Origin of the sequence: Paenibacillus sp. FSL H8-0282, assembly GCF_037963825.1 — a bacterium.
Lineage (GTDB): Bacteria > Bacillota > Bacilli > Paenibacillales > Paenibacillaceae > Paenibacillus_AQ > Paenibacillus_AQ odorifer.
The window spans coordinates 1366568-1382049 of record NZ_CP150146.1 but is presented as its reverse complement, the minus strand read 5'-3'; the positions used below and the strand labels follow the sequence as shown (position 1 = coordinate 1382049).

Below are 15482 nucleotides of genomic sequence, written 5' to 3'. Positions count from 1 at the left end.
ACACTCCCTCTATCTACTTTCTCTAGCACGATATGTATGTCATTGCCACCATTATTGCCTCTTTGCCGGAAGAACGTCAATGCTTTCGCAGAAGGAATCAGCTAAATCCCCCGCTTCCCTCAAACCGACATGAATCTCAACAATGTGATCTCTTTTGTTAAAAAACCGCTTTTGGTTTAAAATGAAGGTTGTAATCAATTTTGCTGCGACGGAGGAATTCACTATGCTTTTTATTGATAACACAGGGATTACTGACGCATCCATCAATTTGGCGATTGAGGAATATGCGCTGAAGCACTTGCCGATGGACGAGAGTTACCTGCTTTTTTATATCAACAGCCCATCCATCATCATAGGGAAACACCAGAATACTATCGAAGAAATTAACCAAGAGTATGTAAAAGATAATAATATTCAGGTCGTACGTCGTCTATCCGGCGGTGGAGCTGTTTATCACGATCTTGGAAATTTGAACTTCAGCTTTATTACCAAGGATGACGGCCAATCCTTTCATAACTTTTTGAAATTTACCCAACCGGTCATCGATTACCTGCAAAGCATGGGTGTTAACGCCGAGCTAAGCGGACGGAATGACCTGCAAGTTGGTGAGCAAAAGATTTCCGGTAACGCTCAGTTCTCCACACGCGGACGTATGTTCAGCCATGGTACCTTGATGTTCAATCTTAATTTAGATGATGTACAAGCCTCTCTAAAAGTGAATCCAGAGAAGTTTAAATCAAAGAGCACCAAATCCGTACGCAGTCGTGTAGCGAATATCAAAGAGCTGCTGGGTACAGATATGACGATCGAGGAGTTCCGCGCCGGCCTGCTGCGTTCGATCTTTGGTATGGATCCTTCTGAGGTTCCTCAGTACAAGCTGCAACAAGCCGACTGGGACAAAATTAATGAGATCTCCAAGGAGCACTACCAGAACTGGGACTGGAACTACGGTCTGTCACCAAAAAGCAACGTTAAGCACACGCGCAAATTCCCTGCCGGAATTATTGATATTCGGATGGATATTGAAGATTCCCTCATTAAAGACATCAAAATCTATGGTGACTTCTTCGGAGTCGGTGACGTAGTAGATGTTGAAAATGCACTTCGTGGCAAACGTTATGACGAGGCTGAGGTTAGAGAAGCATTAGCTGATCTCGATTTGAAGCATTATTTCGGTCGTATTGAGCCGGAGGATTTTATCGGATTGATCTTCCTAGAGGAATAGGATGAATTCACTGGTCATGATTTGAATCAAAAAGAGGACTCCTGCGCATTCGCCAGAAGTCCTCTTTTGCATGAATTAATACTCTTCGCTTTATCCTTTTACAGCAGATCCAACTGTCATTGCTCTTTCTACCTGCTCACTAAAGAACAAATAGACAATAACCATTGGCAGACTCGCCATCGTCATAACCGCCCCCATGCCACCCCAGTCAGTGCTGTATTGGCCTTGGAAGAACAATAGACCCAGCGGCAGTGTTTTCATCCCCTCATCAGAGATCAGAATATAAGCCAGCAAAAATTCATTCCAGTTGTTCAGGAATTGAAAAATGGCTACTGTTGCGACAGCTGGCGTTACAACCGGCACAATAATCTGCAGAAACATCCGGTATACATTCGCGCCGTCCATACAAGCGGATTCCTCCAGCTCCCCAGGAATACCCTTCATAAAGCCGTAGAATACCAGACAAGAGAACGGCAATCCAATGGCGACATAAGGAACAATCAGCCCACCGTAGGTATTAGTCAGATGTAAGTCCCGCACGAGTATAGCAAGTGGAATCATAATTACCTGCAGCGGCATGAACATTCCGATCGTCATATACAATCTGACCCCTTCACGGAATCTCCACCGCAGCCGGGAAATTGCGAATGAGAACATCAGCGATAATATGATAATAAGTAGCGTTGAAATCGTAGAGACTACCAAGCTATTCGTAAAATATCGCGGTATATTGAACTGTGACCAAGCGGCCACATAGTTTTCAATCCGGAAATTAGTCGGAAATCCGAAAGGGTTGGTGACAAAAATCTCGTCATTATTTTTCAGAGAATAAGAAATCATCCATAATAGCGGATAGATGGAAATGATAAAATAAATCCATAAGGGAAGCTGTATGAGCAATGCTCTCACTTTTTTCATAACGTTCCTTTTCCTTTCCGGCGTACTGCCTTATGCTTCATTTCGGTCAAATGTCTTGTTGATAATAATGGTGGCCAGAAGCGACAGAAGGACAAGCACAACCGATACCGCACAGGCATAGCCGTAGTTGCTTTCCAAGAAAGCATAACGATAAATCATAAAGGTAAGCGTATAGTTGCTCGTTCCCGGTCCGCCGTTAGTCATAATCAACATTTGTACAAAAGCACCGATTCCTGAAGTAATGGCAATGATCAGACAGAATTTGAACGTCTCCTTCATCATTGGAATCGTCACCTTACGATGCGCCATCCATTTGGAGCAACCGTCAATCGTGGCAGCTTCCATGTACTGCTCAGGGACAGATTTAACCCCCGCATATAAAAGACTGAACTGGTAACCCATGAACTGCCAGGCATTAACAAAGGCAATCGCAATTATGGATGTGGTTGGAGAAGTGAGCCAGTTTTGTTGATAAGGAATATGCAAAATTTCAAAAAGCCTATTGATCAATCCGTTATTCGGATCGTAGATGGCAATCCATAGCTGACAAACAACCGTAACCGACAGAACTACGGGGATAAAATAAGCTGTTTTCAACAACTTACGCCCTTTGATTCGCGGATCGGCACAGGCAAGCGCAAGAATGGTTCCCAATCCGATCTGAAATACAGCGAGCACCAGTGCAAAAATAAGGCCGTTACGAAGGGATGTCAAAAGCAATGGATCATCAAACATCTCTACATAGTTGGACAATCCGTTAAAAGTAGCCGTACTGAGCCCGTCCCACTCGAAAAAGCTACGATAAAAGGATTGAAGCACCGGATAGATAATCACTACGCTATAAATCAACAGAGCGGGAAGCAGAAACAGCATTATGGCTTTCTTATTACCTAAGTATTTATGCATGCGGTAAGATTCCACTCCTTCCTTGCCAAGCTGCTCACCCGATATAAGGGCTCGATCCGGGTGAGCTGCAGGGCATGGACCAATTTTTATTTATTTTATTTCTCTAATTATTTATTTTCTTTGTTCAGCACTCGGTTCATATTATCCGTGAACTGCTTAGCTGAGAATCCTTCGATCAACATATTTTGTGTATTGTCGTCCAGTGCATTTTTAATTTGAACACTACTTACCGCATTGGCGTAACCCTTTACGTTTGGCAGCACTTCTTCAGCGATTCTTTTCATCATGGCAGGCACTTCACCGGTCATTTCTTTATCCACTTTAGTCGCTACGATCGGGCTACCCAGCTGTGTATATTTGTATTCGCTATATTTTTGTGCGATAAAACTAGCTACTTTCACTGCGGTCTCAACATTCTTGCTGCTAGGAGAAACGGCAAAACCACCAGGGCCTCCGGCACCGTTAATGTACATTTTGTTGTTCTCATAAGTCGCTTCGTCCTTAGCTGGCCAGTACATCCAATCCACTTTATCCCCAAGCTTCTCAGCACTGCTGTAGATTTCCCACTGACCGTTGACGAACATGCCAGCTTTTCCTTGGTAGAACAAAGATGAAGCTTGATCATAATTGGTATTCGTAGCATTGACGTCGAACAAGCCTGCTTCTTCCAGCTTCTTCATTTGTTCTGCTGCTGTTACATAAGGCGAAGGCAATGTTGTCGTTCCCTTCGTTTCGAGTGGGCCAAACCCTTTCGTCTCCTCACGAGTCACAAGTCCGCTATAAAAAGAAGTAGTGATCCATTTCTCCTTCGCGAAAATTGAGAGCGGTGTATACCCTGCTGTAGAAAGCTTCTTAGCCGCTTCAGCCAGCTGATCGATCGTCTTGATCGGCATCTCGATGCCTACCTCTTTAAAGATATCCTTGTTGTAAAACAACATTTGGAATTCAATTCCCGTATATGGGAATGCGTATACATGACCGTCTGGGGCAATCAGACGGGACTCATTCCCTGTGTTTAGATTCGCTTTGAAATCTTTGGTGGCTTGGTATTCATCAAGCAGCTCGACATTTTTAGATTTGGCGAAGGTTTGCAGCGTAGGCCAGTCTGTTTCATAAATATCCGGCATGTTCCCAGTCGCGGCATATGTTTTCAGCTTCTGGTAGCCGTCTTGAACAGCCTCATCCAGTACAATCTCCACCTCCGGCATTTCCTTTTTTAATTCCTCTACGGCATAATCAAATGGCTTTGAAGTATCTTCGTCAAAATGCTGTGCATAAATTTTTATTTGAATTTTCTTATCGGTGTTCCCAGCGGTCGTATTGGAATCTTCAGAGGTTGAACCACCGTTTCCGGCATTGTTACCACCACAGGCTGTAAGTGAGAAAGCTAAGGATAAAACAGTTGCAACCCCCAGTGTTCTGAATAGCTTGTTGCTCATAATGAATCCCCTTTCTGATGCTCTATTTAGTGGAGCTAGTTGAATCCGCTATTTGTTAGCGTTTTCATCGTCCTGTTTCTATTATATTTGAGCCTTGAAGACCCAAAAAGAGCCATATCGGGCACAATCGGTAATAAACAGGACAAAATGAAAGCGGCCTCACCAGAGAGCCGCCACCAAATTTGTTTATTAAATTTCATTATTAACGCCAATATGGCGGGAACGGGCAGCCAGCTGCTCAAATTCAGACGGCGGCATGCCATAGTGTTTTTTAAAGCATTTACTGAAATAATTCGGATCATTATAGCCCACTTTACCGGCGATTTCAGACAGTCTCACATTTCCTCCAGCAAGCAGTTCCTTGGCCTGCTTCATACGAGTATAGGTAATGAAATCAAGTACAGAGATTCCACCTTCTTTTCGAAAAACCTTCCGTAAATAGCTGGTATCTACATACACGCCATTCGCCACCTGGTCAACTGTCAGCTCACAATCGGAATAATGCTCCCGGATGTACTCTTTGGCGGCAATGAATAAATTGTACGACTTAGAGGGGCGGTGCTCACGACCTTGATCAATGACTTTACTGTACAAGCCTTTTATCCAGCTTTCGGTCTCATCCCAGTTATCCATCTCCCGTAGCCGCTGCTCTGATGAACCTGCTGGTTTCCAGAGACTTTCCGGATTGATCCCTCTTTCTCCAGCATAGGCAAGGCAAAGGGATACTATACTCATTAATAGAGTAAAGGAATAGCTGCCTCCCCCTCTCTGGCGTCGTAGAATCTCAATTAATTTGCTTATGTCCTTCGCCGCTGCATCGCCATCCCCCATCTTTAACGCCATCAGCATGGCATCCTGAATTCCAAGATGAGTGATTTCTTTGGATGGAAAGGAGAACTCCTCTATCCCTTCAGAGGAATTCTGCTCGTCCATTTGGAGTGGAAAGAGCTTATTGGAAGCCGTTCCTTCTGCAATTATTTCCGGCTTCCCAGCTTTGCGTGCACCTATTTTATGTGACTGAAGGCGTTGCTTCACCTTGATCATCATCTCGTTAAACTCTTGCTGGTTAAACGGTTTCAATAAATAATCTTGTACACCTAAGCGAATCGCTTTTTGCGCATAATCAAATTCATTGTGCCCTGTTACAAAAACAATCAGCATATCAGGTGCATTGGCCTGTAACCGGGTAACCAGCTCCATACCGTCCATATAGGGCATGCTAATGTCCACTAAAGCCAAATCAGGTTTCGTCCGTTCCGCTTCTTCCAGCGCTTCTCTGCCATTTGACGCTTCACCACAGACACTGAAATCATATTTACTCCAATCCAGCTTGGTCCGCATATAATAACGAAACAGCGGCTCGTCATCTACAACCATCACTTTATACATCTATGCTGCCCCCCTGCGCTTCCGTTCCGGGAATCGTCATTTTCATAACAGTACCCTTTCCCAGTTTACTTTCCACCGATAGGCCATATGGTTCTCCAAAATAAAGCTTAATCCGTTCATGAACGCTGTATATACCAATGGATGCCGGTTTTCCTTCTCGTGAGCGGTATTCTACAATCCGGGACACCTGCTCCTCGGACATGCCAACACCATTATCCTCCACGGTAATGATAACTTCTCTTCCGTGTGTATATGCCTCTATTGAGATTAGCCCCTGACTTCCCTTTGTTTTTAATCCATGGTAGATTGCATTCTCGATGAGTGGCTGCAGGGACAATTTGGGTACCTTGACTTCTTCGAGAGATATCGGGATATTAATCTCGTAACGTAATACGTCGGGGTTGCGAACCTGCATAATAGCCAAATAATCAGCTGCATTTGATACTTCCTCGGACAGTGGAATAACCTCGTTCCCTTTGCTAAGAACAACCCGATAGAAGTCTGCCAGTGCCTTGGTCGTATCCCGAGCTGCTTCATTAAGCTCCAAATCGTTGAGTACATAAATCGTATCCAGTGTGTTGTACAGAAAATGGGGTTTGATCTGGGCATGAATCAGAGCTAGTTCATATTCACGTTTCCGGACTTGTTCGTTCGTAATCGTCCGCATCAGCTCCTGAATACGACCAACCATGGAATTGAATACGGTGGAGATCAACCCCGTCTCATCCTCTGTAGTCACTGGTGAGGTAACATTCAGATCGCCTTCCCTTACTTTACGCATCGCCTTCGTCACCTGAAGAAGCGGATTTACGATAATCTGTGACAGCTTTCCTGCAAGCAGCAGAGACAGTAACAGGCATCCTATTCCCACGAATATAGTTAACGTTATATTGCGATGAATATCAGCGGTTAACTTTTGCAGCGAAATGGTATTCACAAGCTTCCAATTCAGCTTATCATAATACGTCACTGTGACCAGCTCTCGCCCGCTCCCCCTGCCGATAATTTCCGAGACAGAGCTTCCCTTCTTCCTAAGACTGCCGTTCAGTCTGTCCTCAGGCTTCAGTAGAAGCTTTGATTTATCAGGTGTAGACACGGTCCTTTGCGTTCCGTCTACTATAAAATATTTCTTGTCCGAAGAGGTTTCTCTAGCAGTTTCCAGAAAAGCAGAGAGAGCATCTTCTTTTACGTTCACAAATAATGTACCTATTAGGTTGCCTGTTTTAAGATTGTACACGACTTTACTCAGTGTGAGCACCGGAACTGCCGGATCACTAACCAGATAATCTCTCTGCTCCATGGGAAGCCAACGGTTAACTCCGTAGCTGCCTTTTTCTTTAGCCTTCTCCAGCATATCGCTGGTGAATACCTTCTGCTCGTTAGGATTACCGTAGGCGTAAGAGGAATATATCTGCCCTTCCGTATCCACAAATACAGCAGAGTCGACATCCGGAAAAATAATCAGATCGATAGAAAGCTGGCTCTGCATTAAATTGCGAAACCGCGTCTGCTCCACTGTCGAGGATAACAACGGACGTTCAGCATACATCCGATGGATGTCGGTAGTTATAATGTTGGCACTACTCTCCGTATTTTTTACAATCGTATCTATTTGCTGCATGATGAGCTTGGATTCATCTTTAAAATTGTACTTAGCCTTTTCGATCATCGAACGGCTGAACATCTGCCCTGAGAGCAAGCCTAAAGCAAGCAATGGAAAAATGATCAACGGTATAAAAATAAGGATAATTTTATTACGAATCTGCAATCTTCCAAACCACTTCACTAAGGAATCCCCCCGCATAACAGCCGCCTCCTGTGTGTTCTAGCGGTAATTCATTATGTGCTTCAAATCCGTAAATCTCAAGGAGAAAGTATAAATACATATACAACTAGGGCGAGTGTCAGCAGGATAAAAACATTCTCTACAGCTCCACCTTTTTTCGTGCCTGTACTCATTAGCTTTAGACGCAGCTTAAATGGAATGGGCGGCAGGGGCGTAATTCCCCTTTGGGTGAGAGAGTCGGCCAATAGATGAAGCGCATAAGACATGCCGCCTGCTATCCATAGACTGCCACCATCCTGTATACCCGATGAAGCAAAATACAATAAAGTGCTCCAGCCTGCAACAGCATATAAGGTATGAGTCAATCCACGATGCGGGACAAGTGATGTAACTACGAGTATACAAGCTACTATGTAGTTCCAAGGATCATATGCCCCTCCGTATGCAAATACCGCAGTAGCGATTAGTACCATCACCAGATGCCGCAGCTTTCTTCCCGGCAGGAAAGTCACACTCCCCACAAGTAGGGCCAGTACAATATTCCAAGGGCTTTCAACGATTCCTGCAAAATAAAGATAAATCGCTGCTCCTATCAAAGCAACCTGTAGTACCCTGAGCAGAAAGTCAGGAATCGCCTTGCGTACCAGTAACGAATTCGGTTCATCAATGTCTGGCAGGAGCGAGCTTAATGCGGCGACGGCAATAACCGGGATTGTAATCTCATGGGCCATCAAACTCATAACAGATAGGGTAACCCCGGTGCTGATAATTAAATGGGATCTGCCCATCATAGTGAAACCGCTCCTTTCTAAGATGCAAAAACAAGAACAAATGTGCGGTTATCGAAGTATATCAAGACCCGGTTTTTTTGTCTACATAAAACGCTGAAATCGCTTAGTATATAAGCCTTTGCGCGATTTCTATCTTGTCCTCCCCATGAATATACGATACAATTTGGACAACTTGTCCTTGTCGTCTACATAGAGACGGCAGCTGCTGAAGAAAGGATGACCTAAGTAGTGAAGCGTTCCCGTATAGCCGATTCCAGCCTGCTATTGGTGGCGATGATGTGGGGATGTACCTTTCTGATTGTACAAAATGCTGTCAAGGTGCTGCCACCGCTCGCGTTTAATAGTATCCGCTTTATGGGCGCTGCCCTGTTGCTGGCTCTAATCACAGTTATTTTTTACCGCAAGGATTGGAAACAGCTAAGTTTCCGCATGGTACGCGATTCTCTGCTGCTTGGCCTTTTTTTGTTTATGGGCTATGGCTTTCAGACGATGGGACTTCTATATACAACAACCTCTAATACCGGCTTTATTACCGGGCTATCGGTTGTCCTAGTTCCCTTTCTGTCTCTTGCCCTATTGAAGCATGCGATTTCACGATACACTTGGTTCAGTGCGGCACTCGCCGCAATCGGGCTTTATCTGTTGACCTTCACGGGCTCTGCATTATCCTTGAATAAAGGCGATGCCTTGATTCTTCTGTGTGCCATAGCTTTTGCGTTACAGGTAGCCTATACTGGCGTTTATGCACCTCATTATCCGGCGTTGCCGCTAGCTACTCTGCAGCTTGCTTTTGTTGGGCTGTTCAGTATTGCTGCCTCGCTTATTTTTGAAGGGGCAACACCGCTCGCCCACAGCGGGGAGCTGATTAAGGACCCAGATGTGCTTTGGGCTCTGCTGATCTCCATCGGGCCAACCAGCGCTTTTGCCTTCTGGATTCAAACCGCCTGTCAGAAATATACTACCCCATCACGGGTAGCCATTATTTATGCCACAGAACCGGTATTTGCCGTTCTGACGGGTTTAGCCTTTGGCGGGGAAACACTCGGGTTGTCCGCTCTGCTCGGTTGTGGTTGTATTCTGGGGGCTATGCTTATGGCAGAGCTGAGCCCGGAACCGGGTCAGAATCAACATAAGAAGAGTTATTTTTCCAAATTACATCTATTTAGAAAGAGATAAGGAGAGAGACAAATGTACAAATTGATCGCGATTGATATTGATGACACTCTGATTAATGATGACAAGGAAGTAACACCAGCTACCCAAACTGCGCTTGAAGAGGCTGTTGCCGCAGGTGTTGTTGTAACCCTTGCTACAGGCCGTGCTTACGCTTCCGCTCAAGCCATTGCCCGTCAAACTGGACTAAACGTACCTATCATTACTTACCAGGGTGCACTCGTTAAGAACTTGCTCGATGAAAAAGTACTGTATGAGCGTTACGTCCCGCAAGATGCAGTCCGCAAGCTGTTCACTTACTGCGTGGAGCATAATCTGCATCTGCAAACTTACATTGACGACAAGCTATATGCCCGTGAAGACAACCAAAAGATCAAAGACTATACGGACTTGAATAAAACGCAATATTTTATTGAGCCTGACTGGGAAAAGCTTGTCCCGCAAAAAACACCAAAAATGCTAATTATCGATGATCCTGATTTCTTGGATGAACTGGCTCCAATCCTGCATGAATTGCTTGGTGATTCCGTGCATATTACCAAATCCAAACCACACTTCCTGGAAATCATGCATCATGAAGGAACCAAGGGCATTGCACTTGAATTCCTAGCCAAACATTACGGCTGTGAGCTTTCCGAGACTATCGCTGTAGGTGATTCTTGGAACGACCATGAGATGCTGGAAGCTGCCGGACTTGGCGTCGCTATGGAGAATGCTATTCCTGCTCTGAAAGAAATTGCTGATTTTGTGACCTTAAGCAACAATGACGATGGCGTGAAATATGCGATTGATAAATTCATTCTTAATAAAGTGAACTAAACTTCCTTAAGCAAAAGGGTGCAGCAACGCCATATTTCATGACGTTGCTGCACCCTTTTTTATTCCAACACTCAAACACCTGTAGAAGCTAATTCCACTTTCTCGGGTCCCATTCCACTCTCTTCTTCCTGCTCTAGCTGAGAATAGTACAGATCATTATATCTTCCTTCAGCAGCAAGCAGTACATCATGCGTTCCACTCTCCACAATTTCACCATTCTCCATCACGAGAATGATATCAGCGTTCTGAATCGTAGATAAACGGTGCGCGATAACGAGTGTAGTTTTGTCCCCCATTAGTTTACGAATGGCCTGCTGTACCAGTTTTTCTGATTCATTGTCAAGTGCAGCAGTAGCTTCATCCAACAGTAGAATAGGAGCGTTTCTCAGAATTGCTCTTGCAATAGAAAGCCGCTGACGTTGTCCCCCGGACAGTCGTGAGCCTTCCTCACCAATATCAGTATCCAGTCCCTCAGGCAATTCCATTACAAAATCATAGGCATTCGCTTTTCGCAAAGCTTCCAGAATTTCTTGCTCATCCGCCTCTGGATTTCCATTCCGGATATTATCACGAATGCTTCCTGTATAAAGACCTGCCTCTTGCGGCACATAGGAAAAATAACTTCTAAGCTTAGCCAGACTCATCTCGTTGATCCGCTGCCCATTGATTATTACTTCGCCTTCATCGGGTTCATACAATCCCAGCAATAGTTTGAAAAGCGTAGATTTACCTCCACCACTCGGTCCCACAACCGCCATCTGGGTTCCTTTTTGAAGCTCTAAGCTAATCTTGTTTATACTTTGTCTCTCTGCTCCCGGATAAGAGAAAGAGATCGACGACATAACCATACTCTCAAATTCTGGTTGCTTAGTCTCCACTTCTGGAAGGGTCTCAACCTCCACCGGGCTATCCAACACCTCAAAGATCCGTCCCGCCGCCCCAAGTGATTGCTGCATCGAATTGATCAGTCCCGGCAGTGAAGAGAACGGCATCACTAAATAATTCATGAGCTGGATGAAAGCAATCATCGCACCGACCTCAAGTGATCCTTTTGCCACAAAATAACCAGCCACGACCAGCGCCAGAAGAAACGTAAAGTTTCCCAGAAAAGAAGAGAATGAGCCAGTAGCTCCCTCAATTCTTCCCCGCTTTAATTCTTCAGAAGTAATATTCTCACTATGCTCCTGATACTGCTTCATTAGTCTGCGTTCAATGCTAAAGGATTTAAACACCATACTACTGCCTAGAATGTCATGTAAAAAGGAAGTAATCTTACTCATATTAGTCTGAATCTTCACACTGTTCTCACGCATCGCTGAACCGAAGATTTTTCCCGTAAGGAACATCAAAGGCCCCATTGCAAAACAGATCAATGCCAGTAACCAGTTAATATAGAGCAAATAACCAAAAGCCGCGAGGGCTAGTAAAGGGTTACGGATTAGATCAATCATTACCTCGCCTGCAGCATTACCAACAGATTGATTATCATTAGTAAAGCGGGACAATAAATCCCCGGAATGATTACGGTCAAAATAAGACTGAGGAAGAGCTAAGGCATGCCGCATCATATCCAACCGCAGCTCATTTCTGATCTTGACAGAGATTTTATTTTTGAAATATCGATCGATGAAACCGTTAATTGCACTCACTAATAAGTAGATTAATCCAAAAATAACCAGCCCTTTAAAAGCTTTCACATCGAGTCTAACCGCAGCATCCGTAATTACTGAGAGCAGCCAAGCAATCGTTAAATCCAGAACAATCCCAAATAAAGTCGTAAATAATAAAATCGTATACAAAAGCTTGTGCCTTAACATATATGTACTTAATCTTGAAAATACGCCTTTCTGCTTCAAAGAACCAGCCCTCTCACTTAAAATTCTATACCTCTAACCTTAGCGAACACCTTATTATCATGCCGTTCCCCGTCATACCCAAGACTCGCACTGCGCAGGATCCCTTCCAGTGTAAAAGCCGCACGTTCGGCTACCGCGGCACTTTTGGTGTTTCGTGCACTACAAAAGATTTCGAGACGATTCGCCCCTAGTTCCTGTATGGCAAAATTGGTGATTCCATTTACGGCTTCTGTCATATATCCTTTGCCTGCACAGGCACTCCGGATCCAATAACCAATCTCAAAATTGCGGAGTTCCCAGTTTAGATGATGCAGGCTAATGCAGCCGATAAAACCCTCCGTATCCCTTCTAAAAATACGCATATGTAGCTTATCCCTTTTTAGAAACTCCAGTCTGCCTTCTCTAGTAACTTTCTCTGATTCTTCTAATGTGGGTATTACTTGAGCAAAAGCCATCCAAGGTCTCAATTCATCTATACTTTCACGGATAGCCTCATTCATGCTAACTCCATCTCCCCATAAAGGGGCACGAATGAGCAGCCTCTCTGTTTCAAAACTCTCGGGAAAATCAAGCAGGATTGGATCCTTGGAGTCAGCCACTTCATACTCCTCCTTTGGCGATGATAATTATTCTAAATATGTAAAAATAATACGATATGCTTTTTGATTATATAGTATAAATGGGGATCTGAATACTGAATGCAATAGAAATCACAAAAGGAACATCAACAGGCTGAAGTTGCCCGAATGATGTCCCTTTTTGATTTAGTGAATATCTCAACTAAAGCGGACCACTCCATTTCTTGGCTCGAAGAGTTAATTAAATGGATTCAACAAGGCGGAATATAACAGGTTAAATAGGATCAAGAAAACTCCCTTCCAGCAAAAGGGAGTTTTCTTTTTATCTAAATTTCAGCTGATCTCCGAAGATCCTAAGGGTATTCTCATCCCCGTCTCGGCCAGCGTAACATTTTCCGGTAAAATATATGATTTTCTCATATCCACATCATGCGACATATGGGTATAGATTGCCTTTTGAGGCTTCACAGTTTGCAGCAGCTCCGCTGCTTCCGTCATATCGTATACAGAACGAGTCGATAACTCCGCTGGTTCGTAATAGAAGCTTGTACCTAATACCAGCAAGTCAGCTCCATGCATCAGGCGTGTCTCTTCAGCTCCAAGAGAAATGGAATCTGGACAATACACCCATACATAGCCCTCCTTCTTCAGACGAAAAGCATACGAGTATCCATTCTTGCCATGGTTCACTTTCCAGGTATCTATTGTCCAGCCGTCTAGCTCTATGCCTCCATCACAAGGAATCATCTCGATCTGATTGCGCAGCCATGGATATTGCCGCTCTATTATCGGGATCACTTCTGCTGGGGCATAGAGCTGGCCCTTATATCCCATCCAGCGGCAAGAATCCGCCCATTCCGGCAGCCCACCAATATGATCAAAATGAGCGTGTGTCACCAGCAGTCTGCGCATATTCCGTACTCCCTGCGCCTCCATCTGACGCCGCCAGTCAGGCCCACAATCGATCACTAAAAAGTCACTGCCATTATCTATAAGTACAGAAGAGCGTAGGCGAATATTTTCACCCTGTTCCCTTGCCTCTGTACAGGTCTCACAGCTGCAATATACCCGAGGAACCCCCATGGCATCCCCTGTACCCAAAAATACCAACGTATCCATCTATTATCTCTCCTTCAGGTTCTCTTCAACGAAGTAATATATCTAAATTACCCTCTCTCTATCTTAAAGAGACCCACCAAAAAAAGCCATCCCCACCACAGATGAACTGCTGGGATGACTCTTTTGTTATACCTCTACCTTATATTCCGGCAAGTACCTGATACCAAATTCCACGCTTGGAATAAAGTGAGCTTCGCACCTCATCCCAGCCTCCTAAATAGTTAATATCAAAGAGGCCCGCCGGATCAGGGTAATCGCTTTTGTGCTCAGCATAGACTTGTTTATCCACGGGACGAAAGCCATATTTTGCAAAGATCTCTTGTGCCTGTGGGGTTATCAAAAAATCAACCAGTGCTTCTGATGCTATGCGTGTCCCATGCTCATCCGCATATTTCTCTACAACAGCCGCCGGATTCTCAATCAGAATTGTATTTTTAGGAATAATGACTTCGTATTTGACTCCCTGAGCAATCCGAGCCAGCAGTTCATTCTCATAGGTGACAATTACATCCCCTACTCCATACTCGAAGGCTGCCATAGAAGCGCGGCCACTCTTATCCAGAGACTCTACATTGGCATGGATGCTTTCCAAAAAAGCTTTGGCTGCTGCTGGATCCTTTGCCCCCTCCTGCTCCTCTGACAGCTTCAGACCAGCCCCATAGATCGCGTTGATATCCCATTGCGCACCACCAGAGGTCTTCGGGTTTGGATATAACACTTTAATCCCTGGCTTGGCTAAGTCCGCAAAATCGCGAATGCCTTTGGGATTTCCTTCGCGGGTACCAAGAGCTACTACTGAACGTGTTACCATGCCTTGTTCACCCTGCTCTTTCCATGTTGGCGCTACGAGTCCAGCCTTAACTAGCTTCTCGACATCACCTTCCATGGCTAGCAGCGTCACATCCGCTTCAAATCCACCTACAATCGCTCGCGCCTGTGTCCCTGAAGCCTCATAAGACTCCTGAAAATTAATATCCTGACCCGTATCCGCCTTCCACTTGGCAGCAAATAACGGCAAAATATCCTGCATCGCATCCTTAGCCACACTGTATGCGCCAATTACCAGCGTAACATCCCCTTGCTTCGAAGGCTCTGCCATCGTCGTAGCTGCCTTCTCATTCCCGCAACCGACTGCTGTCAGCGTGAGTATGGCCAGCATTAGGGCAGCAAAACATCCGTGCAGTTGTCTGCTCCTTTTGACATTCATTGCGGCCCACATCCTTCGAGGTAATGATTTTTAATATTTCCTTGAAAGTAGCTCTATGGCTGAAACTTATAATTCAAGTAACCAACGTTCGGTATTTGCCGTAATTACGCGGAATGTTTGGACTTTCGGCCGCTGTTGTTCCCAGATTTATTAATTTTATATCCTCAGCGGATTAAATCCGGAAACAAAGGCGGTCGCTCCGCTCCTACAGTTCCAAACTTCCACTTCATTACTTCTGCCCTTCACATCAGTTCCTCTAATCCTAGCGAATCACAT

At 44.7% G+C, this 15482-nt stretch carries 13 protein-coding genes; 3 read left to right on the top strand and 10 right to left on the bottom strand.

Annotation, left to right across the window (positions count from 1 at the left end; translation table 11 throughout):
• Nucleotides 1-223: 223 nt before the first annotated feature.
• Nucleotides 224-1225: a lipoate--protein ligase gene (locus NST94_RS06005; protein ID WP_339282128.1), complete on the top strand. Its 1002-nt coding sequence runs from the start codon at nt 224-226 to the stop codon at nt 1223-1225.
• Nucleotides 1226-1315: 90 nt separating this feature from the next.
• Here the strand turns inward: NST94_RS06005 and NST94_RS06000 are convergent, their stop codons facing one another.
• From NST94_RS06000 to NST94_RS05975, 6 genes are all read right to left on the bottom strand, one after another.
• A complete protein-coding gene (locus tag NST94_RS06000) occupies nt 1316-2143 on the bottom strand; it encodes a carbohydrate ABC transporter permease (protein WP_036681776.1) in 828 nt (275 codons plus the stop codon).
• A gap of 30 nt (nt 2144-2173) precedes the next feature.
• On the bottom strand, nt 2174-3049 hold the full coding sequence (locus NST94_RS05995; RefSeq protein ID WP_038569153.1) for a sugar ABC transporter permease: 876 nt from the start codon (nt 3047-3049) through the stop codon (nt 2174-2176).
• Nucleotides 3050-3156: 107 nt separating this feature from the next.
• Entirely contained in the window at nt 3157-4488 is a 1332-nt protein-coding gene (locus NST94_RS05990) for an extracellular solute-binding protein (RefSeq protein WP_076128153.1), read from the bottom strand.
• Nucleotides 4489-4677: 189 nt separating this feature from the next.
• Complete coding sequence (locus NST94_RS05985; protein WP_280752590.1) at nt 4678-5877, bottom strand: response regulator; 1200 nt, start codon at nt 5875-5877, stop codon at nt 4678-4680.
• Complete coding sequence (locus tag NST94_RS05980) at nt 5870-7681, bottom strand: sensor histidine kinase (protein WP_280752589.1); 1812 nt, start codon at nt 7679-7681, stop codon at nt 5870-5872. Before NST94_RS05980 ends, NST94_RS05985 begins: the two co-directional genes overlap by 8 nt.
• 59 nt (nt 7682-7740) lie before the next feature.
• A complete protein-coding gene (locus tag NST94_RS05975; RefSeq protein WP_076128159.1) occupies nt 7741-8454 on the bottom strand; it encodes a metal-dependent hydrolase in 714 nt (237 codons plus the stop codon).
• A 228-nt stretch (nt 8455-8682) separates the two neighbouring features.
• Here NST94_RS05975 and NST94_RS05970 point away from each other — a divergent pair, with 228 nt between their 5' ends.
• Together NST94_RS05970 and NST94_RS05965 are read left to right on the top strand one after the other, a co-directional pair.
• Entirely contained in the window at nt 8683-9630 is a 948-nt protein-coding gene (locus NST94_RS05970) for a DMT family transporter (protein ID WP_248547848.1), read from the top strand.
• 12 nt (nt 9631-9642) lie between these two features.
• Nucleotides 9643-10446, top strand: a complete 804-nt coding sequence (locus NST94_RS05965; protein WP_038569149.1) for a Cof-type HAD-IIB family hydrolase — start codon at nt 9643-9645, stop codon at nt 10444-10446.
• A gap of 71 nt (nt 10447-10517) precedes the next feature.
• Here NST94_RS05965 and NST94_RS05960 read toward each other — a convergent pair whose 3' ends face one another.
• From NST94_RS05960 to NST94_RS05945, 4 genes are all read right to left on the bottom strand, one after another.
• Nucleotides 10518-12302, bottom strand: coding sequence for an ABC transporter ATP-binding protein (locus tag NST94_RS05960; protein ID WP_280752588.1), 1785 nt, complete (start codon nt 12300-12302; stop codon nt 10518-10520).
• Between the two features lie 17 nt (nt 12303-12319).
• Nucleotides 12320-12901, bottom strand: a complete 582-nt coding sequence (locus tag NST94_RS05955; RefSeq protein WP_280752587.1) for a GNAT family N-acetyltransferase — start codon at nt 12899-12901, stop codon at nt 12320-12322.
• A gap of 312 nt (nt 12902-13213) precedes the next feature.
• Entirely contained in the window at nt 13214-13999 is a 786-nt protein-coding gene (locus NST94_RS05950) for an MBL fold metallo-hydrolase (protein ID WP_280752586.1), read from the bottom strand.
• 139 nt (nt 14000-14138) lie between these two features.
• A complete protein-coding gene (locus NST94_RS05945) occupies nt 14139-15206 on the bottom strand; it encodes a sulfate ABC transporter substrate-binding protein (RefSeq protein ID WP_076185774.1) in 1068 nt (355 codons plus the stop codon).
• Between the last annotated feature and the right edge of the window lie 276 nt (nt 15207-15482).